The 22,968-nt window shown below is 60.2% G+C and carries 21 protein-coding genes; all 21 read right to left on the bottom strand.

The window, feature by feature from the left end:
* Nucleotide 1: 1 nt before the first annotated feature.
* Nucleotides 2–796, bottom strand: a complete 795-nt coding sequence (locus tag FYJ40_RS04565) for an isoprenyl transferase (RefSeq protein WP_370450593.1) — start codon at nt 794–796, stop codon at nt 2–4.
* A gap of 1 nt (nt 797) precedes the next feature.
* Nucleotides 798–1,334, bottom strand: a complete 537-nt coding sequence (gene frr / locus FYJ40_RS04560; protein ID WP_006236112.1) for a ribosome recycling factor — start codon at nt 1,332–1,334, stop codon at nt 798–800.
* Nucleotides 1,335–1,336: 2 nt separating this feature from the next.
* Nucleotides 1,337–2,059 (bottom strand): UMP kinase, encoded by a 723-nt coding sequence (gene pyrH / locus FYJ40_RS04555; RefSeq protein WP_154516255.1) that lies wholly within the window; start codon nt 2,057–2,059, stop codon nt 1,337–1,339.
* A gap of 117 nt (nt 2,060–2,176) precedes the next feature.
* Entirely contained in the window at nt 2,177–3,046 is an 870-nt protein-coding gene (gene tsf, locus FYJ40_RS04550) for a translation elongation factor Ts (protein WP_022094736.1), read from the bottom strand.
* A 45-nt stretch (nt 3,047–3,091) separates the two neighbouring features.
* On the bottom strand, nt 3,092–3,820 hold the full coding sequence (gene rpsB / locus FYJ40_RS04545; protein WP_055285135.1) for a 30S ribosomal protein S2: 729 nt from the start codon (nt 3,818–3,820) through the stop codon (nt 3,092–3,094).
* 230 nt (nt 3,821–4,050) lie between these two features.
* Nucleotides 4,051–4,959 (bottom strand): tyrosine recombinase, encoded by a 909-nt coding sequence (locus FYJ40_RS04540; protein WP_154516254.1) that lies wholly within the window; start codon nt 4,957–4,959, stop codon nt 4,051–4,053.
* An 8-nt stretch (nt 4,960–4,967) separates the two neighbouring features.
* On the bottom strand, nt 4,968–6,305 hold the full coding sequence (gene trmFO / locus FYJ40_RS04535; RefSeq protein WP_154516252.1) for a methylenetetrahydrofolate--tRNA-(uracil(54)-C(5))-methyltransferase (FADH(2)-oxidizing) TrmFO: 1,338 nt from the start codon (nt 6,303–6,305) through the stop codon (nt 4,968–4,970).
* A 14-nt stretch (nt 6,306–6,319) separates the two neighbouring features.
* Nucleotides 6,320–7,252, bottom strand: coding sequence for a DNA-processing protein DprA (locus FYJ40_RS04530; protein WP_154516250.1), 933 nt, complete (start codon nt 7,250–7,252; stop codon nt 6,320–6,322).
* A complete protein-coding gene (locus FYJ40_RS04525) occupies nt 7,252–8,775 on the bottom strand; it encodes a YifB family Mg chelatase-like AAA ATPase (RefSeq protein ID WP_154516248.1) in 1,524 nt (507 codons plus the stop codon). Before FYJ40_RS04525 ends, FYJ40_RS04530 begins: the two co-directional genes overlap by 1 nt.
* On the bottom strand, nt 8,775–9,260 hold the full coding sequence (locus FYJ40_RS04520) for a YraN family protein (protein WP_154516246.1): 486 nt from the start codon (nt 9,258–9,260) through the stop codon (nt 8,775–8,777). The genes FYJ40_RS04525 and FYJ40_RS04520 overlap by 1 nt, the downstream gene beginning before the upstream one ends.
* A 188-nt stretch (nt 9,261–9,448) precedes the next feature.
* Complete coding sequence (locus FYJ40_RS04515) at nt 9,449–10,237, bottom strand: ribonuclease HII (protein ID WP_154516244.1); 789 nt, start codon at nt 10,235–10,237, stop codon at nt 9,449–9,451.
* Nucleotides 10,238–10,330: 93 nt separating this feature from the next.
* Entirely contained in the window at nt 10,331–10,672 is a 342-nt protein-coding gene (rplS, locus tag FYJ40_RS04510) for a 50S ribosomal protein L19 (protein ID WP_117583231.1), read from the bottom strand.
* A gap of 148 nt (nt 10,673–10,820) precedes the next feature.
* On the bottom strand, nt 10,821–13,580 hold the full coding sequence (locus FYJ40_RS04505; protein ID WP_154516241.1) for a hypothetical protein: 2,760 nt from the start codon (nt 13,578–13,580) through the stop codon (nt 10,821–10,823).
* Nucleotides 13,581–13,752: 172 nt separating this feature from the next.
* Entirely contained in the window at nt 13,753–16,503 is a 2,751-nt protein-coding gene (gene ppdK / locus FYJ40_RS04500) for a pyruvate, phosphate dikinase (RefSeq protein ID WP_370450592.1), read from the bottom strand.
* A gap of 341 nt (nt 16,504–16,844) precedes the next feature.
* Complete coding sequence (locus FYJ40_RS04495; protein ID WP_154516238.1) at nt 16,845–17,720, bottom strand: pyruvate, water dikinase regulatory protein; 876 nt, start codon at nt 17,718–17,720, stop codon at nt 16,845–16,847.
* Between the two features lie 34 nt (nt 17,721–17,754).
* The gene (glyS, locus tag FYJ40_RS04490) at nt 17,755–19,851 is read right to left on the bottom strand and encodes a glycine--tRNA ligase subunit beta (protein ID WP_154516235.1); all 2,097 of its coding nucleotides are present in this window, start codon (nt 19,849–19,851) and stop codon (nt 17,755–17,757) included.
* Nucleotides 19,852–19,854: 3 nt separating this feature from the next.
* Complete coding sequence (locus tag FYJ40_RS04485; protein ID WP_006236091.1) at nt 19,855–20,766, bottom strand: glycine--tRNA ligase subunit alpha; 912 nt, start codon at nt 20,764–20,766, stop codon at nt 19,855–19,857.
* A 59-nt stretch (nt 20,767–20,825) separates the two neighbouring features.
* On the bottom strand, nt 20,826–21,389 hold the full coding sequence (gene lepB, locus FYJ40_RS04480) for a signal peptidase I (protein ID WP_154516232.1): 564 nt from the start codon (nt 21,387–21,389) through the stop codon (nt 20,826–20,828).
* 2 nt (nt 21,390–21,391) lie between these two features.
* Nucleotides 21,392–22,150, bottom strand: coding sequence for a tRNA (guanosine(37)-N1)-methyltransferase TrmD (gene trmD / locus FYJ40_RS04475; protein WP_154516229.1), 759 nt, complete (start codon nt 22,148–22,150; stop codon nt 21,392–21,394).
* A 10-nt stretch (nt 22,151–22,160) separates the two neighbouring features.
* Nucleotides 22,161–22,652, bottom strand: coding sequence for a ribosome maturation factor RimM (rimM, locus tag FYJ40_RS04470; protein ID WP_370450591.1), 492 nt, complete (start codon nt 22,650–22,652; stop codon nt 22,161–22,163).
* 34 nt (nt 22,653–22,686) lie between these two features.
* The gene (locus FYJ40_RS04465; protein WP_154516529.1) at nt 22,687–22,932 is read right to left on the bottom strand and encodes a KH domain-containing protein; all 246 of its coding nucleotides are present in this window, start codon (nt 22,930–22,932) and stop codon (nt 22,687–22,689) included.
* Between the last annotated feature and the right edge of the window lie 36 nt (nt 22,933–22,968).

Here is a 22,968-nt window from a genome sequence, read left to right as displayed (position 1 = left end):
ATTAAGCCTCCTCGGTCTTGCTCAGTCCACCAAACCTACGGTCACGGCCCTGATAGGCCAAAATGGCGTCAACAAGGCCCCAACGATTAAAGTCAGGCCAATAGGTATCGGTGACATAGAACTCGGAATAAGCCACCTGCCACAGCAGATAGTTCGAAAGGCGAAGCTCACCAGAGGTGCGAATGACCAGCTCGGGATCGGGAAGACCGACGGTGTACAGGTGCGAAGCAACCATATCATCGTCGATAGCAGCAGGATCGATCTTGCCGGAGGCGGCATCGAGCGCAAGCTGACGGGCAGCACGCGTAATCTCGGCACGAGCGCCGTAGTTGACGGCAAGCGCCAGCGTCATACCGGTGTGATCGGCGCACTCGGCAAGACCGCATTCAAAAACGTCGCGGGTCTTCTTGGGCAGCGCGGAAATATCGCCCAAAAAGACAACACGCACGTTTTCGCGCTTCAGAAGCGGCAGCTCATCGATAAACGTCTTGGCAAACAGATGCATCAAGACGTTAACCTCATGCTGCGGGCGGTTCCAGTTTTCGGTTGAAAACGCATAGGCGGAAAGCACGTCGACACCTAGGCGCACGCAGGCAGTAATGATCTCACGAAGGGAGACGATACCCGCCTTGTGACCCTCGGTACGGGCAAGACCTCGCGCCGTAGCCCAGCGACCGTTACCGTCCATGATGCACGAGATATGATGTGGAATGTTATTGAGGTCAAGGTCGGAAAAACCGACGCCCGCAGGGGCGTCGGCAAAGTACTCGACCAGTTTGTTCTCGTCGTAATGCACCTTAGATCTCCATGACCTCGGCTTCTTTTTCCTTCAGAAGCTCCTCGACCTTGGCGACATACTCATCGGTATGCTTCTGCACCTTGGCCTGCTCACGGCGGACGTCGTCCTCGGTGAGCTCCTCATCGCGCTCGAGCTTGTTGTTAAAGTCGCGACGGATGTTACGGATAGACACCTTGGCCTGCTCGGCGTACTCGCGGCACTCCTTGACGAGCTCGCGACGGCGCTCCTCGGTGGGAGCCGGGAACGGAAGACGAACAACGGTGCCATCGGAGTTGGGGGTAATACCCAGATCGGAAGCGCCGATGGCCTTGACGATGGCGTTGATAAGCGCCTTATCCCACGGCTCGATGAGCAGCATGTGGGCTTCGGGGGTCTTTACGGCGGCAACCTGCGTGACCGGCGTGGGAACACCGTAATAATCGACGGTGATGTCGGACAGAATGTTAGCGTTGGCTCGGCCGGTACGGACCTTGGAGAAGTTATGCTTGAGGGACTCGAGCGACTTGTCCATGTGGGCGGTGATGTTCTCTGCCATGCTTAATCCTCCTGATAGACGAGCGTGCCGACGGGCTCACCCGAAAGCGCGCGCTTGACGTTGTCCTCGCCATCGATGTTGAGGACCAAAATGGGCATACGGTTATCCTGGCACAGGGCCGTAGCCGTGGAATCCATAACCTGCAGGCCGCGGACGAGCACCTCGTGATAGGTGATCTTGTCAAAGCGGACGGCATCGGCGCACTTGACGGGATCCTTGTCGTAGATACCGTCGACCTTGGTGGCCTTAATCAGAATCTCCGCACCGATCTCGCAGGCGCGAAGGGCCGCGGCGGTGTCAGTCGTAAAGTACGGATTGCCCGAGCCGGCTGCGAAGATAACGACATTGCCCTTGGACAGGTGATTGATAGCGCGACGACGAATATAGGGCTCGCAAATCTCGTTCATCTGGATAGCACTCATAACGCGGCAAGGAACATCGTTATGCTCGAAGGCATCCTGCAGGGCGAGTGCGTTCATAACGGTTGCAAGCATGCCCATGTAATCGGCCTGAGCACGCTCCATACCGCCGGCAGCTCCAGCCATGCCGCGGAAAATATTGCCGCCGCCGACAACGATGCCGACCTCATGGCCAACGGCGAGCAGCTCCTTGACCTGCTTGGCAAGATGGTCGGTAATCTTGGGGTCGATGCCATAGTGGCCATCGCCCATCAGTGCTTCGCCGGAAAGCTTCAGAAGCACACGTTTATATCGGATGTCGGACAAAGCGATCCTCCTTTAATTTGACTCTCAATATGATATCAAAGGCTCTGCTTGGAGCCATGAAAAAGCAGGCTGTGAGTAAAACCCACAGCCTGCTCATTACCAGCTACAAGAGCTTATTTACTCGCCACGGACCAGACGGTCGAAGGCAACGACGGTAATGGTATCGCCGAGCTCCTTGGAGACCTGCTCAGCGTACTTCTTGATGGTGAGGGAGCTGTCCTTGATGAACTCCTGCTCGGTGAGCACGGACTGCTTGTAGAACTTCTCCAGACGGCCAACAGCCATCTTCTCCTGGATGGCCTCGGGCTTGCCGGACTCGGCAGCCTGAGCCATGTAAATCTGCTTCTCATGCTCGACGGTCTCGGCCGGAACCTGATCGCGGGTAGCGCAGATCGGAGCGACAGCGGCAACCTGAAGGGCAACGTCGTGGGCAAAGGTCTTGAAGGACTCAGCCTGAGCGGTCTCAGCCTTCTCGAAAGCAAACTCGACGAGGACGCCGATCTTACCACCCATGTGGATGTAAGAAGCGAGAGCGCCGTTCTCGGCCTTGCGGGCGGCGAAGCGGGAGATCTTCATGTTCTCGCCCATGATGTGAATCATCTCGGTGAGCTCGGAGGAAACGGTCTCCTCGCCCATCGGCTTCTCGAGCAGAGCGTCGACATCGGCCGGCTCGGTGGTGGCGACAACCTCGGCGACCTTGGAAGCAAAGCCGGTGAACTTGGCGTTGGAGCCGACGAAGTCGGTCTCGCAGGAGAGCTCGAGCAGAGCGCCGGTCTTGCCATCCTCGGAGACGAACGCGGCGACAGCGCCCTCGTTGGTCTCGCGGCCAGCCTTCTTGGCAGCCTTAGCGAGGCCGTTCTTACGCAGAACGTCAACAGCGGCGTCCATGTCACCGTCAGCCTCGACGAGAGCCTTCTTGCACTCCATCATCGGGGAGTCGGTCATCTCGCGGAGCTGCTTGACCATAGCGGCGGTAATCTGGGCCATTGTGGTTCCTTTCAAAGAGATGAAAAAGACTTAATTAGGACTGATTTACTCGGCCTTGGGCTCAGCGGCCATCTCGGCCTCGGAGACCTGCTCCTTGCCGGAGCCAGCGAGGCAAGCGTCGGCCATGAGCTCGCACATAAGGGTGACAGCGGAGATGGCGTCATCGTTGCAGGGGATGCCGTACTCGACCTCGTCGGGATCGGAGTTGGTATCGATCAGAGCGACGACGGGGATGTTCAGGCGCTGGGCCTCCTTGATGGCGTTCTCCTCGCGCTTAGTGTCGATGACGAAGAGAGCCTGGGGCAGGCCCTTCATGTCGCGGGCGCCACCGAGGTTGGTCTGGAGCTTAGCGAGCTCCTTACCCAGAACAGCCTGCTCCTTCTTGGGAAGAACAGCCATGCGGCCGTCCTCGACCATGGCCTCGAGCTCCTCCATGCGGTTGATGCGGGAGCGGATGGTGACGAAGTTGGTCAGCATGCCGCCGAGCCAACGCTGGTTGATGTAAGGCATGTTGGCGCGCTCAGCGGCGTTCTTGACGGCCTCCTGAGCCTGCTTCTTGGTGCCGACGAACAGCACGTTGCCACCCTTGGCAACGTTCTTGACGAAGGTGTAAGCCTGGTCGGCGTCAAGAATGGTCTGCTTGAGGTCGAGGATGTAGATGCCGTTGCGCTCACCGAAGATGAACGGCTTCATCTTGGGGTTCCAGCGACGGGTCTGGTGACCGAAGTGGCAGCCGGCCTCGAGCAGGGTGCGGATATTAATCTTGGTAGCCATGTTAAACCTCCTGTGGTTTGCCTCCGCGCGGGGTCATCCTCCAAAACCAACCCGGACATGTGCTACCAAAGCCCGGGCACCACGGTATGAAGTAGCCGCGCGTGCGTGATAAAAACCTGTTGCCGTGAAGCAACCCGATGAATGATAGCAGGATTACATCTTTCTGCCAACCCGAAATCAAAACCACACACACGGAAGCGCGATCGATTGGATAGAACCCCTCTCCTGCCTTACTCGCCGCGCGGAAGGGCTTGGGTAACGGCGCGTTTGAGCCGATCGGGCGTGAGATGCGTATAAATCTGCGTGGTGGACAAGCTTGCATGCCCTAGCAACTCCTGGACAGAGCGCAAGTCCGCTCCGCCCTCGAGCAAATCGGTCGCAAAAGTATGGCGCATCGCATGCGGGGCGATATCGGAAGGGATACCCGCAAGCGTCGCCAACATATGAAACCGTCGCCTAAGCATGGCGGCGCTCATACGGTTGCCGCGTGCCGAGATAAACAGCGGATGCACACCGTTCGTACCGTCGCCACGCTTTGCCTGAGCAAGAAGCTCCGGTCTTCCTTCCTCAATATAGCGGCGGGTCACATCGAGAGCACGCCGATACAGGGGCACGATACGCTCCTTGCTCCCCTTACCCCAAAGCCGCAGCGTTCGCTCGGACCAAGCAATGGACTCAACATTGAGTGCCGCAAGCTCGGAGATGCGAGCCCCAGATGCATAGAGCAATTCGAGCATCGCCGCATCGCGCAGTCCCGCAGGCGTTGAAACGTCTGGCGATGCAAGCAGTGCCTTAACCTGCTGGGTGGTCAGCACTCCGGGCAAATCGCGTGGAAGCTTGGGCGAGGCAATCGCAGACACAGCGTCTCCATCGATAAGACCTTCGGCAGCCATCCATCGATAGAACGAACGAATGGCAGACAGGTGCGCCGCAATCGTCCTGGGCGCCACCTGCTCGCGCGACAGCTCTGCCAGATACATACGAACGGTACGTACGTCCGCCGTGCGTGCATCGATATCCCCACGCTCGCACCAAGCGGCAAAACGCTCCAGACGAGAGCCGTAAGCGATAACAGTGTTAGAAGAAAGCCCCTCGACGCGTGCAATATAGGCTATGAACGAGTCGACGGCACCGTACAGGTCAAAGGCTATGACCGGTCGCCTCCAAACAAGTCGGAGCGCGATTCCAGATAGGAATCCAAGGCCTTAAGGGCGCGATCCGCATAGGCCTGATAGCGCTCACGTTTGCTGCGGCGTTTACCGTCCTCGAGGGGAGGCACCAGGCCAAAATTAACATGCATGGGCTGATATCCGACCGTAGCAGGATCGGTCGCATAGCCCACGAGCGCGCCGAGAGCGCCCACGCGCGGCAGCTCGACAGGAGCAACCTCGATAGCCTCGGCATAGGTATTGAGCGCAGCGAGGAGACCCGTCGCGACCGCTTCCATGTAACCCTCCGTACCGGTAATCTGTCCGGCAAGGCGCACGCCCGTGCCGGGCACGGCGAAGGTCCCATCGAGCACATGGGGAGCATCGACAAAGGTATTGCGATGCATGACGCCATAGCGGAAAAACTCGGCATTCTCCAGACCGGGAACCATATGAAAAACGCGCTTCTGCTCGCCGAAGGTCAGGTTAGTCTGAAAACCAACCAGGTTATAGGCGGTCTTCTCCTTGTTCTCGGCGCGCAGCTGAATCGCCGCCCAGGGACGGCGACCGGTGCGCGGGTCGGTGAGCCCGACGGGCTTCATAGCGCCAAAGCGGATGGCATCCTTGCCCGTGCGCGCAACCTCCTCGGCTGGCTGACAGGCCTGGAAGAGGTCCCCGCCCTCAAAGTCCTTGAGCACCACACGATCGGCCGTGGTAAGCGCCTCGATAAAGGCCTCGTACTCCTCCTTGTTGAGCGGGGCATTGAGATAGTCGCCACTCCCCTGCTCCTCGTAGCGCGACTGCGAGAACAGCACATCCATATCGAGCGTCGAGGCATCGACAATCGGGGCCGCGGCGTCAAAAAACGCCAGGGAATCACCACCGACGAGCTTCATGACCTCCCCGCTCAACGCCGGCGAGCACAAGGGACCCGCGGCGATAACCACATGGCCCTCGGGAATCTGGGTGACCTCGCCGTGAACGACCTCGATATTGGGACGGGCGGCAACCTCGGCCTCGACGAGCTCGGAGAATTTAACACGGTCGACCGCCAAGGCGCCACCAGCGGGAACGGCAGCGCGATGAGCGCAGTCGAGCAGCACCGAACCCATACGCTCGAGTTCGGCCTTCAACAGGCCGGCGGCGGAATCGGGTCGGGTCGACTTAAACGAATTGGAGCAGACAAGCTCCGCCAAGTGATCGGTATGGTGGGCAGGAGAGGTCACCAGCGGCCGCATCTCGCACAGCTTTACGGCAAACCCGCGATCTGCCAGCTGAATCGCGCATTCCGATCCCGCCAGACCGCCACCGATAACCGTCACTTGATCAAACAGCATCTGCAAACACCTTTCTAATTGACACGCTTTCCATTGTGACCGAAGGGCGTCTGAGCGTGAAGCGCAAACTTTGAGGGCGCATACCTTCCATCCATCATGCGCTCGATGAGTCCCTCGAGCTCGAGTGAGCCCAGGAGTTTGAGCACGCCGACGGCATCGAGGGAGACGAGCGCGGCAATGTCATCGACCTTGAGCGGCGAGGCAATGAGCGCGTGCATCACGGCCTGCTGCGTGGGGTCCAGATCGGCGATACCGGGCGCATCGGGACGCGAATAGCGCAGGGTGCCGTATATTCGCGAGATGGCCATCTCAATAGACTCCTCGTCAACAATGCAGCAGGCCCCGTTGGCGATGAGGTAGTTGGTCCCACGCGACTCTGGTGACAAAATGGAGCCCGGTACCGCGAGCAGTTCGCGCCCCAGGTCCATGGCGGCCTCCGCTGTCGAGAACGTGCCCGAGGGCATGCCGGCCTCCGACACGAACAGCGCCTGCGAAAGCGCGGCAATCACCCGGTTACGCCGCGGAAAGGCAAATTTGCGTGGCCCCATACCCCAAGGCGAGATGGACACGACCGCGCCGCCCGTATCGATCGTGCGCGCGATGAGCCCTGCACTCGAGCGCGGGTAAACCACGTCGGCGCCCGTACCCAACACCACGACGTGCCTGCCACCAGCGTTGACCGCGGCCCAACCCGAGGCCTGGTCGCAGCCGACCGCACCGCCCGAGACCACCGTCACGCCCGCCTCGACCGCAACTTTCGCGGCCAGCTCTGCCACGGAAAGGCCGTACGGCGAGGCCTTGCGAGCGCCGATGATGGAGAGCGCGGGCGTCGACAGTGCGGCGGGGTCGCCACGCACATAAAGCGTCTGGGGTACATCGGAGAGCTCCAAAACGGTAGCTGGATACAACGCATCACCGGGATGCAGCTCAAAAGTCTCCTCGGGCATTACTGGTCCCTCCTCCCCTGGTACATCGCCGCCTCGAGCACGTGGTCTTGGGTTACCCGCTCACTTTCGGCAACATCGGCAATCGTGCGCGCGATACGCACCAAGCGCACGATGCCGCGCCCTGTGAGATGTGTGCGCCTCGACAGGCCGAGCACGCACTTTTCCGCTGCCCCATCGAGCGCAAAGGTCGAAACGACGCCGTCGATGGACCGTGACTCATCATCCTCGGCCTCGGCATCTGCATCGTCCATACGGGACTCGCGCCAGGCGCGAAATGCCCGACCCCGCACAACATAGTCACGCAGTTCAGCTGACGACATACCCTCGGCGCCCTCGATAATTACCTGCGGGTCGGGTCGGGTCACGTCAATCATAAGGTCAATACGATCGGCCAAGGGACCACGTAGCTTAGACCGATAGCGCTCAACCATCGAAGCCGAGCAGCGGCACGGTACCTCGCGATCGCCCAAAAAGCCGCAGGGACAGGGATTGCTCGCGGCAAGCAGCTGGAACCGCGAAGGAAACGTGAAAGCCCCATCGACGCGTACGATCTTGACGTAGCCGCGCTCTATGGGCTGACGGAGTGTCTGCAGCACGCTGTTGGGAAACTCGGCAAGCTCGTCTAAAAAGAGCACGCCGCCGTGCGCCAGGCTAATCTCGCCCGGGTGCACCGGCCGTCCGCCGCCAATAAGGCCCGCAGTCGAAATGCTGTGGTGGGGGCTACGGAACGGCCGGTGTCCCGCCAGCAAACCATCGATGTTCTCGCCCAAGACCGAATGGATGCACAGCGCCTCTTGCTGATCCTCGAGAGAAAGCTCGGGCAAGATACCCGTCATGCGGCGTGCGAGCATGGTCTTGCCCGAACCCGGCGAGCCAATCATAAGCAGGCCGAGCTCCCCCGCCGCCGCGAGCGCAATGCCGCGCTTGGCAACCTCCTGCCCCAGCACATCGGCATAATCAAGTTCTGGCTCAAACGACGCCTCGACACCCTCGGAATCCAGATAATGCCGAGCCGCCTCGCCCATACCGCGGGCGAGCTGAGACAGATGGTCGATAAAGCCACAGTCCACACCGGCAAGCGGCACATGTTGATCCGACCTTCCCGCAATAAAGGACAGGCCCATATCACGCGCCAACAACTGAAACGCAACCTCGCCTTTTACGGGCAGCACGCTACCATCCAGCCCGAGCTCACCGGCAATAAGGCAATGGTCTAGATGGTCGCGGGGAATCTGCCCATCGGCCGCCAGTACCGCGATGGCAATCGGCAGGTCAAAACCACTGCCCGTTTTACGGATGTCGCCCGGAGCCAAGTTGACGGTAATGCCCGCCCGTGGAATCTCAAATCCTGCCGAGCGCATTGCGCAGCGTATGCGGCCACGCGACTCCATCACCTCCATACTTGGAATGCCAAGCATTTGGATACCCGGAATACCGCCGGCAAGCGAGACCTCGACCGTGACGGGAATCGCCTCGACGCCACGAATGCATGCAGCGTGGACGGCAAAGGTGTCAAACGCCATCACGATACCTGCCAATCGAATGCGTTGTATTGATGCTCAATCTCCGCAATATGACCGCCGCGGATAGTAACGCCCACCGCGTCGAAGCGAATCGCCTTAAGGGGATAGTGATCCATAAGGTAACAACTCGCGATACGGCGGTAGCGACGCTGCTTTTGGGCGTCCACCGCCTCCTCGGGAAAGACCCGCGTGTTGCAATCTAGGGCGACGCGCCTTGTCTTGATCTCAGCCATCACCACGACATCATCAAGTTCATCAAGCAGTACCAGATCGGCCTCGCCCTCGGGACACCGGTAGCCCTGTTCCAAGAGGGCATAACCGCGCTCACGAAAGTAATCGATAGCAATAAGCTCGCCCAGCATTCCCAGTTCTCGAGGACTGAGGCCCTTAATGAACCCAGGCGTAATCGACGCGCAATCAATCTCCCCGCTCTCCCAAAGCTCTTTGAGCTGTTGCGTCTTGCTCTTTGCACTTGCGGCGCACATGGGGTCTCCTTTCCCGCGCACGATATTGACCCGATCATGGGGCCGCCTTTCTTGCGGGTAAGTACCAAAAGAAAACCAAAGTCCAACCAAAAACAAACAAAAAAGGGACCGCATGCAACAATTGCGTTGCATGCGGTCCCCACCAGCTGGTTTATAAAATCCCAGAAGTCCCTGTCTCCATATTTGCCTTAAAAAAGACGCTCCGTCTGCAAAAAATTTCCGCAGAAGCTCACACGATGCAACGGAGAAAGGCCATGTTTACGAATAGCCTCAATGTGCTCGGGGCTCGCATAGCCCTTTGACTCAGCAAGATGATATTCGGGATACTCGGCATCGTACTCGACCATCATCTCGTCACGCGTGACCTTGGCCATAATGGAAGCAGCGGCGATGCAGGCGATTTTGGCATCTCCCTTGACCACATCGCGCTCGTTAGGGACGGCGCCCAAGGGGTTGCCGTCCATAAGCACGCAATCGGGCTCGAGCCCCGTATCGGCCACCGCGCCCGCGACGGCAGCGCGGATGGCGCGGGCCATGCCCATTTCATCGATATCCGCAGGCGCGATATGGCAAAAACCAATGGCCGTAGCCACCTCGGCAATCTGCACCGAGAGCAGCTCACGACGGGCAGGCGTGAGCTTTTTGGAATCGTTAATGCCCCAAACGCGCGGCTCCATGGGAAGGCAGACAGCGCAGACCGTCAACGGGCCGGCGACAGAGCCGCGCCCCACCTCGTCAACACCAACGACCACGCCATCGCCGCCGAGCTCATGCATAAGCTCGTACATGCCGTTGACGCGCTCGCGCTCGGAAAGTTCCTTGGCATGGCGCTTAAGTGCGCGTTCGCAAGCCTTGATCACCTGCTGGCGCGGATCCTCGCGATAGTGCTCCACGAGGGCGGGAATCTCCTCGAACGTGGCACTCGCCAGCTCGCCGGCAACCTGCGATGCCGAAATCGAGCTCGTCATATTGGCCATACCAGGCCCTCCTTGCATGGAAATCAGATAAAAAGAAGGGCCACCCGAAGGTGACCCTTGTGTCCAAACGAGTGGACAGACGCTGCGATCTTCTTAGCGCTTCTCGGGGATGCGAGCAGCCTTGCCCACCTTGTCGCGGAGGTAGTACAGCTTGGCGCGACGGACGCGACCATGACGGACGACCTCGAGCTTGGCGATCTTGGGGCTGTGAAGCGGGAAGGTACGCTCAACACCGACACCGAAGGAAATCTTGCGGACGGTGAAGGTCTCACGGGCACCGGCGCCGGCCATGCGGATGACGTCACCCTGGAAAACCTGGATGCGCTCGCGGTCGCCTTCCTTAATGCGGTAGTGAACCTTGACGTTGTCGGCGACGCGGACCTGCGGGATGTCCTCGCGGATCTGCTGACGCTCGATTGCGCGGATGTAATCCATGTGCAATTCCTTACTCTTCTAGAGGTGCCGTACCACCTTGGCCGGCACGTAGTTGAACAAACGTATTCGAGTATACACGCCACGACCTTGGCTGCAAGAACTATTTTGCCCGTAAGCAAAAAGACAAAAACACGCACTCTTTCTGCACTTATGCGCCGTCCGCAGCATCAGTCGTCGGCGTCGTCACGGTCGTTCCGGGCGCGATATAACCGTATTCGAGCAGCACCGAAAGCGCATGCTGCTTCCAGGTGGCAAGCTCTTCGTCATTATAGTTGTCATGAGCCCATTCATTCATCGCATCCTCGGCGTCTTGGGGCACCAGATCCTGGCTGTCTGCCATCAGATACAGGATGCCTAAGATGTCGAAGTCCTGCTTGGTCATCTCTTCCTTGTTTGATGTGCCGATGAGGCCGTGATCGATACCGTAGCGGCAGATATCGGTCAAAACGGTAACGAGGCCCGTAGGAATCGGCGAGGCATCTTTTGCGGCAGCGGGCGCGGTGTCGTCAGTCACTGCAGTGGCATCGTCGCTCGCCGGAGCAGGCTCGGCCGCGTTCGCATCGGAAGCCGCCTGCTCTCCCTGGGCAGGAGCCGCGCTATCCGTCGTTGCCGAAGAATCCCCCGAAGAAACGGACGTAACGCTCACCGGTGTCTCGACCACGGTCGTCATCGGGTCGACCGGTGCGGGTGCGGCGATGACCTCGGCCCAATCGGAATACACGCCGTCAATAAAGGCGCGAACATGGAAGGTGCCCGGTTGCGAGATGGTCATCGTGCCGTCCGTCGCGACCAAAATGCCCTTGCTCTCGAGCTCCTGGGCCTCCCAGCTGCAGACCCTATCGACTTCCTTGCCCGTCGTGTCATAGACCGTAGCCGTTAGGCCGTCGATGCCGTTGAGATTCTCCTCGACGCCGACGACGGTCTGTGCCGAGCCCTCGAGTTTGATGCTGCCGTTAAACGACTCGGGCGCCACGTCGCTTACCTTATATTTGTAGGCCGCGGCGTCGATCTCGTCATTGGTCGAAACATGCCCGTTCACGTCCACATAGGTGTCCTCGGGGATAAAGTACTTTACGTAGGCGGTGCCGGCCTTTTTACCCACCACGACTTGCTCGTGGGTGACAGGGTCGGTCTGGATCTCGATGACGTCGGACTTGCATTTCTTGCCGTTTTTATCGACCACGCGCCAGTCGCCCGACGACTTCACAAAGCCGTAGTAGTCAACATCGTCCTCGTCCCTTGCACGCACGCGATAGGAAGAGATGGGGTCTTCGTCTCCCACCGTAAGCCTTCGGGTCTTATCGGTCTGCAGCGATACGAGAATCTTGGAGATGGGCTTAATGGGCTGCGGCGTGCCCAACTGCGTATCGACCGTCACCGACTCAAACGACAGATTGGAACCCGTAATGGACATGGGGTAGGTGGCGGCCATGTCGTTGAGCACATTGCACGTGCGCGGGGCGCCGCCGTTGCGCGATGGCACCTCGCGATCGGCCAGGACAGAATTCCAATCGATGGCGCGCACCATGTGGTTGTTGGTGCGATGCGACCAGCTCGTAACGTTTCCGGCGGTGGTATCGTAGCCGTCGTCGCCACGATGGGCGATTGAGCGCAGGAACAGGTTCTGCACGGCGTCGGTCGACTGATCGCCAAAGGTGGTGTAGAACGAGCGCTGGTCATAACCGGCGGTATGGAACTCCTGCACGGCGGCGTTGTCGTCGTAGCACTCGCCGTTCATGTTAAAGATAATCACGTCGAACGTCACGCCCACCGGCTGGTCATAGTCCTCGGAAAGCGTCGTGGTAGAACTCGTCTGCTTGCTATTGACCTGCGTGTGCGCAGGGATCGTCATATCGACGGTGACCGACTGATTGTCCGTTGTGGTGATCGACTGTTCCTCGGTCTTGCTCGCCTCCCATAACTGGGACATCGTGGCTTCGGCCGAAAACGAGGTCTCGATCTCCTCGCTCGCTGTTCCGGGCACGCCCAGCGACTCCTTGAGGCTCACCGATGCGCCCCACGAGCCGCCTTTGGAATACGATGCGGATTCAGAAGTGCTCGTGCCGACCGTCTCCTCGGTACCGCGGGCGAGCGTGATGCTCTGAGAGGCGTCCTCATAGCCGACGTTAAGAGCCGAGGTAACGAGCTCCTGCTCAGTTTTAGAATCGACAAAGGAATAGCCCGGCGCGTCCTCGGGCGCACAGTTAAGCTTGTTCATGCTGTTGAGCTGCTGAACTCTAAAGTTATAGAACGCGATGCCAAAGCCATTGAAATCATACTGATAGGTGCCGCCGAGCTTGTCGACACAAGCAATGGTGGCATAGATGACGTCCTGCTCAGTCGTGTCTTTCGACAGTCCGTCGAGCGGCACGTTTTCACGGAAATCGGAGCCCTCCAGCTTGTGACCGATACAGCCGGCGATATCGTCGGTCAAGCGATCGTAGACAGCTTTGAGGCTTTTTGCCGATGTCAGACCACTCTGTTTCGATTTGTCGGCGCCGTCGGAATGCTCACCGTTGCCGCCCGAAAGCGCATCATACAGATAGATGTAGTGACCCTTACCGAAGTCCTTCTCAAAGCCCTTGCCGGCGTGGTCCCAGTACAAAAAGTCCCCGGAGTCGTCGCCTCCACCATAGCCAAGGATGTTATAGGCAAGCGATGCCCAGTTGGGCAACACCTTTTTGACGGCGGCCGTATAGAACGAGACGTTGTCGTACATCGAGGTACGGCCCTCGAGCTTGCCGTCATCGATATCTACAAACGTGCAGTCGCGATCGTTGACCGTAATGGTGAGCGGGTTGACCACGTCACCATAGAGCTCGTCGCGCGATTCATCCTGAAGGGCAAAACCGGCCGTCGGCATCCCGCAAAGCGCCGTGACCGCAACGACCACCCAGCACAGGATCATCTGTGCTCCCCGACGCGCTCGTTGCAAATACCTGGTGAGGTTTTTCATCGCAGTCCTCCCGTCAGTTGCCAATGTATTGAACCAATAGAATCAATATAAAACGCCGCCACGTCCACAGGGGGCGCGGCGGCGCGAAGGGGGGCGTAAGAGGCGCAAATGGAACGCGACTCAGTTAAGCGGAACGCTTGGCCTCGAGCTTGGCCTGAGCGGCAGCCAGTCGTGCGAGGGGTACGCGATAGGGCGAGCAGGACACGTAGTCCACATCGGCCACGTTGAACAGGCCCTTGATGGACTTGGGGTCGCCACCGTGCTCGCCGCACACGCCAAAGTGCATATCGGGGTTGGCGGCGCGACCCTTCTCGACGGCCATACGCACCAGCTCGAGCACCGCCGCGTCGATGGTCTCGAAGGGATTATCCTTCAGGATCTTCTTGTGCATGTACAGCGGGATGAACTTGGCCTCGGCGTCGTCGCGCGAGAAGCCGAAGGTTGTCTGGGTGAGGTCGTTGGTGCCAAAGCAGAAGAAGTCGGCATGGTGGGCGATCTCGTCGGCGACCATGCAGGCGCGCGGCAGCTCGAGCATCGTGCCCACGGGAATATTGAGCTCGACGCCCTCCTCGGCGGATACCTCGGCGATCACGCGCTCGATGACCTCGCGGGTCTGGACATGCTCGGCTGTGATGGAAACGAGCGGGACCATGATCTCGGGGCGCGGGTCGACGCCCTCCTTGATAAGGCGGGCAGCAGCCGTGGCGACGGCGCGAACCTGCATGAGCGGCAGATCGCCAAAGACAACGGACAGGCGCACACCGCGCAAGCCGAGCATCGGGTTGGACTCAACCATGCCGTCGATTCGACGCAGGCGGGCACGCAGGGTGGCAAGCTCTTCCTCGCTGGCGCCGGCGGCTTCCTTCTTGGTGATGGCGACCTCGAGCTCGCGAGGATTATCCAGGAACTCATGCAGCGGCGGATCGAGCAGGCGAACGACCACATCGCGACCGGACATAGTCTTAAACATTGCCAAAAAGTCCTCGGTCTGAACCTTGAGCAGGTCGGCAAGGGCCTGCTGCTTCACGGCCTCGTCGTCGGACAGGATAAAGCTCTGGATAATGTTCTTGCGGTCGCCCAGGAACATGTGCTCGGTGCGGCACAGGCCGATGGCCTCGGCGCCAAACTCGAGTGCGAGCGCGGCATCCTCGGGGTTGTCGGCGTTGACGCGCACGTGGTTGGCGTGACCGTCGGTCTCGTCCAGGCGAATCTCGTCTGCCCAGGACAGAATGGTGTCCAGGTCGCCGGTGAGCTCGGCGGAGACCAGATCGACGGCGCCGTCGACGACAATGCCCTGGGTGCCGTCGATGGAGATGATGTCGCCCTCGTGCAGCACACGGTCGCTGCCCTCGATGCGCACGACCTTCTCGGCGGCGTCAATATGGAAGCGCTCAACGCCGCAGACACAGGGCGTACCCATACCGCGGGCGATAACGGCAGCATGGCTCGTCTTGCCGCCGTGGCTGGTAAGGATGCCCTCGGCAGCGACCATGCCCTTCAAGTCGTCGGGGTTGGTCTCCCAGCGAACCAGAATGACCTTGTGGCCCTCGTTGGCGCGCGCGACGGCATCGTCGCTCGAGAACACGACCTCGCCTACGGCGGCGCCGGGGCTGGCGTTAAGGCCGCAGGCCAGGGCCTCGTACTTCTTGGAGGAGTCGAACTGCGGATGCAGAAGCTGGTCGAGCTGCGCCGGATCGATGCGACTCACGGCCTCCTCGCGGGTGATGAGACCCTCCTCGACCATCTCGATAGCGATGCGCAGCGCGGCGGTTGCGGTGCGCTTGCCCACGCGGGTCTGAAGCATCCAAAGTTTACCCTGCTCGATGGTGAATTCGATATCGCACATATCGCGGTAATGATCCTCGAGCGTCAGGAAAACGCGCTCGAGCTCCTCACCAGCAGACTCGAGGCCCGGGGTGGTCTTGAGGTCGGCGATGGGCTCAGTGTTGCGGATGCCGGCGACGACGTCCTCACCCTGGGCGTTAACCAAAAAGTCACCGTAGAACTCCTTGGTGCCATCGGCCGGATTGCGCGTAAAGGCGACGCCGGTCGCAGAGGTCTCGCCTTTGTTGCCAAAAGCCATGGCCTGGACGTTGACGGCGGTACCGAGCTCGTCGGAAATGCCATGCTGTTTGCGGTAGATGCAGGCGCGCTCGTTCATCCAGCTGCCAAAGACGGCCTGGATGGCAAGGCGCAGCTGGAGCTCCGGATCGTGCGGGAAGACGGGCTTGCCGTCGACTACCTCGAGCTCGGGATACAGGGCAGCCTCGACGTTCTCGGAGAAGATGCCCTTGAAGGTCTCGACGAGCTCTTGCAGGTCCTCGGCCGAAAGCTCGGAATCGACGCGAACGCCGGCGACCAAGCGAGCCTGGGTCAGGGCGTTCTCAAACAAGTCGGCATCGACACCCATAACGACGTTGGAGAACATCTGGATAAAGCGGCGGTAGCTATCCCAGGCAAAACGCGGGTTTTGCGTCTGGGTAATGAGGCCCAGAACGGAGTCGTCGTTAAGGCCCAAGTTGAGGACCGTGTCCATCATGCCGGGCATGGAGAACGGAGCACCCGAGCGAACCGACACGAGCAGCGGGTCGGATGCGTCACCAAGCTTCTTGCCGCAGCGGGCCTCGAGATCGGCCTCGGCGGCAACGATCTCATCGAGTGCGCCTTCGGGCCACACGTTGCCGGCACCGGAGTACTCGACACAGGTTTGGCAGGTAATGGTAAAGCCACCGGGAACCGGCAGGCCGATGCGGCTCATCTCGGCAAGATTTGCACCCTTGCCGCCAAGCACGAAGTTCATGGACTTGTCGCCCTCAGTGACACAGGTGCCCTGGGCGTCGGTTCCAAAACGGTAAACCCTCTTGCAATCGCTCACGATACTCCCCTTCCATGCGCTGTCGCGCACGACCGTGGTAACGAATCGACCCGCCGAATGCGAGCCGTGAGGGTACTATACGGCGGGTATTGGAAGTGCTTGCGTAGAGGGTGCGAGGTTTGGTAAACGTGGTAAAACTGACGGTAAACGGTAGATAAAGGTGGTTACCTTATGAAGATACCAGTGTAGGAGACTTGCAGGTTACCTGAAAGAACTTTGCTAAATCGCTTTACCATAAATAGCTAATTTGGGACGGGGCTTTTTTAGCTACCCCGTCGGCAATCGGCCAAAAAGCTCGCGGCCTCAGCCGGGGTAGCTAAAAAAGCCCCGTCCCAAATTAGCTACTTTTGTTGAGCGCGGCGAGCGGCACGACGGGCTCGAGCTTCTTGGATTTCCTCCAAATGACCGATGATCTCGGATGCACTCTCCTCAATCGCCTTACCGTCGGTACGCACCACAAAGCAGCCTAGGCGCTTCATGAGGGCACGGGCTTCCTCAAGCTCGCTGCGCACACTCTCGGGCTCGGCATAGGAACCAGCGACGGCGCGGGCGTAGTCATCGCCCAAGCGGCTGTCGCGAATCTCAGAAATAACGTCAACGGTCGAAATCAGGCCGAACAGGCGCATCGGGTCGACCTCGTAAATCGACTTCGGCGGCTCCATGCCGTGCGCCAGCGGAACGTTTGCGACCTTGTAACCCTGATAGGCCAAATACATCGACAGCGGCGTTTTGGACGTACGCGACACGCCCAGCAGCACGATATCGGCCCCCGAAAGGTCGTCGCAACCGCGCCCGTCATCGTGCTCAACGAAATACTCCATAGCCTCAATGCGGTGGAAATAGCGGTCATCCGTTTTGTGAATGACGCCCGCAACGCCCTTGGGCGGCACACCGATGAGCGACGAGAGCACGGCAAGGGTCGGACCGATCAGGTCGACAGAGCGAATATGCAGCATACCCAGGTAATCGAGCACGCGGGCGCGAAGCGCCGGATCGACGATAGTGTGGAACACGGCGATATCACGATGGTCCGCATCGACGCGCGGGCCCACAAACGACTTGACCTGCTCCACCGAGTTCACTTTGGGCAAGCGCAAGAGACGAAAAGCCCCTTCATCAAATTGCCCGGACGCCGCAAGCACCACCTCACAAGCGGTATCACCGAGCGAGTCGGAGATAACGATAACGGTGGGACGAGCGGTGACCGGGCAATCCATGCGGGGCTCCTTTTACGCTTATGCGCAGGCTGGCTTACTTTTTGCGGGCAAGCTCACCGATGTTGGCGATGCCAGAGAAAACGGCCTCGAAGCGGTTGAGCAGCTTAAGGCGATTATCGCGGAGCTGCTCGTCCTTGTCCATGACCATAACCTCGTCGAAGAAGCGGTCGATGGGGGCACGCAGGGCGGCAAGGGCGGCAAATGCGGCCGGGTAATCCTCGGCAGCAAGGGCGCCATCGACAGCGGTCTGAGCAGCCTCGGAGGCATCGGCAAGCGCGAGCTCGGCCTCACCCATCAGGCTGCGATCGTACTCCATACCCAGCTCGGGCTTGGAGATGTGCGCGGCGCGGGCATAGGCAGTAGCCAGGTTGTCGAAGGTCTCGGCATCGTTCTTACGAGCCTCGTCGAGCGCGGCGCAGCGGGCGAAGAAGACGGACGGAGCGATGATGTGCACTGCGGAGACGGCGGCGACGGTATCCGCCGGAATCTTCTCGTCGCGGGCCATGCTCACCAGACGGCCGTGGAAGAAGTCACGGACCTGCTGGGCGACCTCGGCGACGTCGAACTCGATGCCCTGCTCGCTATAGAGCTCAAGGGCAAAGTCGATGAGCGTCGTGGGGTCGATCGGCAGACGATCGCGCAGGATGTTGATAATGCCGATAGCGGCGCGACGCAGCGCGTACGGATCGGAAGAGCCGGTCGGGGGCTCACCGATGGCAAAGATACCGGCAATGGTATCGAGCTTGTCGGCACAGGCCACGATGCAGCCGGCGGTGCCCTCGGGCAGCTCATCGCCGGCAAAGCGGGGACGATAGTGATCGCGAATGGCGTGGGCGACCTCGTCGTTCTCCCCCATCGCAGTTGCGTAATAGCCACCCATCACGCCCTGCTGGCTCGTAAACTCGACGACGGCGTTGGAAACCAGGTCGGCCTTGCACAGGTGCGCGGCACGAGCGGCATCGGCAGCGAGGTGGGCGCCCAGATGGGCCTCGCGGGCAATAGCGAGCGCGAGCTGCTCAATGCGCTCGGACTTGGCGAGCACGCTGCCGAGCTTCTCCTGGAAGGCAACCTTGGCCAGACGCTCACGGAACTCGTCGAGGGAGATCTTCAGGTCCTCCTCGTAGAAGAACTTGGCATCGTCCAGACGGGCGCGCACGACGCGCTCGTTGCCGTCGATCACACGCTCGGCATTCTCGGGCTTGCTGTTGGAGACGACCACGAACTCACGCGTGAGCTTACCCTCGCCGTCATAGATCGGGAAGTAGCGCTGGTTGGTGAGCATGGACTCGCAGATGATCTCGTGCGGGACCTTGAGGAACTCCTCGTCGAAGGTACCGACGAGCACCGTCGGCCACTCGCAGAGGTTAACGACCTCCTCGAAGACCTTCTTGGGCGTGTCGACATGGCAGCCAGGGCGCGCAGCCTCGACCTCGGCAATACCGGCAAGGATGGCCACACGACGACGCTCGGCAGAGAGCACGCCGGCGTCCTCGAGCACCTGCTCGTAGACGGCGGGACTGGCGACAACATGGTCACCGGCGCCCAGCACGCGATGTCCGCGCGTGGTATTGCCGCTCGTCACATCGGCAAACGTCACGGGCACAACGTCCTCGCCCAGAAGGCAGCAGATCCAACGGACCGGACGCACAAACGTAGCGTGCTCGTGGCCCCAGCGCTGGCTGCGGTAGTTAGGCCACTGCAGGCCTGCGATCGTCTTCTCGCACAGGGCCGTCAGAATAGGGGTAGCCGGCGCGGAGGGAATGTTCTTCTCGGCGAATACGTACTCGCGACCGTCGGTGTCCTCACGACGGATCAGGTCCTCGGCAGCCACACCGCACTTGCGGGCGAAGCCCTGGGCGGCCTTGGTGGCGTTGCCGTCGGCATCGAAGGCAATGTTTGCCGCAGGTCCGCGCTTGACCTCGTGGACCTCATCGGTCGCGGTGGCGACGTTGGTCACGAGCGCAGCCAGACGACGCGGACTCGAGATCACGCGGACCTCGCCATGGGCCAGGCCGGCCTCGTCGAGGCCCTTTGCGATCATATCGCCAAGCTGCTTGACGGCATTGTTCAGCGGTGCGGAGGGCATTTCCTCCGTACCGATCTCAAACAGGAAATCCTTAGCGTCTGCCATGGCTTACGCCACCTCGCCTTCCTGGTCGGCATTCTCGTTAACTCCGGCGACCTCGGCCATATAGGCCTCGCAGCACGCCTTGGCGACGGCGCGGACGCGCAGGATGTAGTTGGCGCGCTCGACTGCGGACAGCGCACCACGGGCATCGAGCAGGTTGAAGGCATGGCTGCACTTCATGACGCAGTCGTATGCGGGCAGCGGCAGCTTGCGCTCCAGACAGGAGTGGCACTCGGCCTCGTAGTCGTCAAACTTCTGACGCATCATCTCGACGTTAGCGACCTCAAAATTGTAGGCGCTAAACTCGCGCTCGTTCTCCAGGAACACGTCACCGTAGGTCATGGGCGTGCCGTCGGGCAAATAGCTCCACACCAGGTCATAGACGGAGTTGACACCCTGAGCGTACATTGCGATGCGCTCCAGGCCATAGGTGATCTCGACGGGCACGGGGTCGACCTCGATGCCGCCCACCTGCTGGAAGTACGTAAACTGCGTGACCTCCATGCCGTTGAGCCAGACCTCCCAGCCAAGGCCCCAGGCACCGAGCGTCGGGCTCTCCCAGTCGTCCTCGACAAAACGAACGTCATGGTCGTTAGGGTCCAGGCCAATGGCGGCAAGAGACCCCAGGTAAAGCTCCTGAGCATTAACCGGGGAAGGCTTAATGAGCACCTGGAACTGATAGTAGTGCTGCATGCGGTTGGGGTTCTCGCCGTAGCGGCCGTCGGCGGGACGGCGGCAGGGCTGCGCATAGCAGGTGCGCCACTCGGCAGGACCGAGCGAGCGCAGCGTGGTCGCGGTATGGAAGGTACCGGCACCGACCTCGGAGTCATAGGGCTGCATAATGACGCAGCCCTGCTCGCCCCAGTACTGCTGGAGGCGCAGGATGATGTCTTGGAAGGAAAGCGATGAAGCGTTCATGCCTCTAATATCCCCTCGTCGAAACGATTACACGGTTAGGTACTGTACTATAGCGGTTTTTAGTCGATAGCGCCCAGACGGTTGAGCGGCCAGTAACGCACGAGCGCCACGGCGATCAGGTCCGAACGGTCGACCGGGCCAAAGTAGCGTGAGTCGGCTGAGTTCTCGCGGTTGTCGCCCATCACCCACACGCACCCGTCAGGGACGGTGTAGGGATAGCTCACCTGAGCACCAGGCGCCTGGACCGACAGTGGCCAGCTCATGCCCGTCGTATAGTCCTCGTCGAGCGCTTGGCCGTCAACGACCACCTTGCCGTCCTGCAGGTTGACCGTCTGGCCGGCTGTGGCGATAACGCGCTTAACGAGCACATCGTGCTCAGAGGTGCCATCGGGGTTGTGGAACACCACGATATCGCCTTGGCTGACCGGCTGACCGAGCTCAAGCGTCACCTTTTGCGCCAGGATCTGGTCGCCAATCTCAATCGTGGACTCCATGGAACCGGTGGGCACCACAAAGGGCTCGACCACAAAGGTGCGAATCAAGAAGGTGGCCACGAGCGCGATCGCGACAACCACGACCCACTCAAACGCGCCCTTTAGCATGGAATGCTGCGACGGAACCATTCTCACTCCTCGCTCTGCGAATACGAAGCGTCCAAAATCTCCTGCGCGTACGCACGCTCCTGGGGCGTAAGGCGCGCCGTCTCGATCAGATCGGGACGCCAGCGACAGGTGCGCTCGATGGCGTTCTTGCGGCGCCAAGCGTCAACCTTGGCGTGGTCACCACTTACAAGCACGGGAGGCACGCCCTCGCCGTTAAACTCGGCAGGGCGGGTGTACTGCGCGTACTCGAGCAGCCCACCGTCCTCGGCGGTCGAGAATGATTCGTCAACGTTGCTCATCTCGTCACCAAGCGCGCCGGGAATCAGACGCACGACGGCGTCAGCAACAACCATAGCAGGCAGCTCGCCGCCCGTGAGCACATAGTCGCCGATCGACAGGCGCTCATCGGCATACGCATATGCGCGCTCGTCGACACCCTCGTAACGGCTGCACACAAACAGCAGGCGCTCGCTTTGGAGCAGGCGCTCGGCTACATGCTGCGTAAAAGGCTCACCGCAGGGCGTAAAGAACACCACGGTGGGCTTGGGGCCCTCAGAGCTTATGGCCTCGATGGCCTCAGCGATGGGCTCGACCTTCATGAGCATGCCCTGACCGCCGCCGTACGGCTCGTCATCGACGGTACGGTGGCGGTCGTGCGTCCAGTCGCGCAGGTTATACGCCTTAAAATCAAAAAGGCCGGCCTTGCGGGCACGGCCCAAAATCGATGTGGACATGACGGGCTCAAACATCTCGGGAAAGACCGAAAGGGTCTCGATCAGCATGTTGTCCTCCCTACTTGTCCATATCGATCAAGCCGTCCATAACGTGGACGGATATTGCTCCCCGATCGGGAAGATCGAGCACAACCTGCTCGATCACGGGAATCAGCACCTCGCCATACCGATCACCCTCGACAACCCAAACGTCGTTAGCAAGCGTCGACATAATCTCAACGATCGTTCCGAGCGACCCAAAGCGCTCGTCAACCACCTCACGACCCATAAGGTCGGTATAGGCGGCATCGAGTGAATCGAGCTCAAAGTCATCACGGTTCGCCAGAACGAAACAACCCGTGATGCCCTCGGCGGCCGTCAAGTCGTCAATGCCCTCAAACGAAACCAAATCGCCATCGCCCGTATCGGTAACGGATGTAACCGTGCAAAAGCGGTCACGCTTGAGCGCCGGTGGCGTCAGGGCGACACGCATACCCGGCTCCAATACAGAAGGAAGCCCCCGCAGCGGCTGCGCGAGGACCTCCCCCTTCCTTCCATGCGGCTTAACCACACGGGCGATGTTTTTGTACTGGGACCTCAAGGTCCTAGCCCAGAACCTCTACCTCGACGGAAGTGTCGAGGCGAGCGGCCAGTGCACGGGCGAGCGTGCGAATGGCCTTGATGGTACGGCCGCGACGGCCAATGACCTTAGCGACGTCATCCTCGGCAACCGAAACCTCAATAGTTGAGGCATCGTCACCATCGATAACTTCCAGGCTCACGGAATCCGGGTCGTCGACGATCTGAACAACGAGATATTCGACGAGATCGGCGATGCGATCTGAGAGCATTGCCTCACCCTCGAGCTGTGCAGCGTCAACCTCAGG

It is taken from the genome of Collinsella sp. WCA1-178-WT-3 (M1) (assembly GCF_009696325.1).
GTDB lineage: Bacteria > Actinomycetota > Coriobacteriia > Coriobacteriales > Coriobacteriaceae > Collinsella.
Note: the sequence above shows the minus strand (reverse complement) of the source record. Positions and strands in the feature narration are given on the sequence as shown.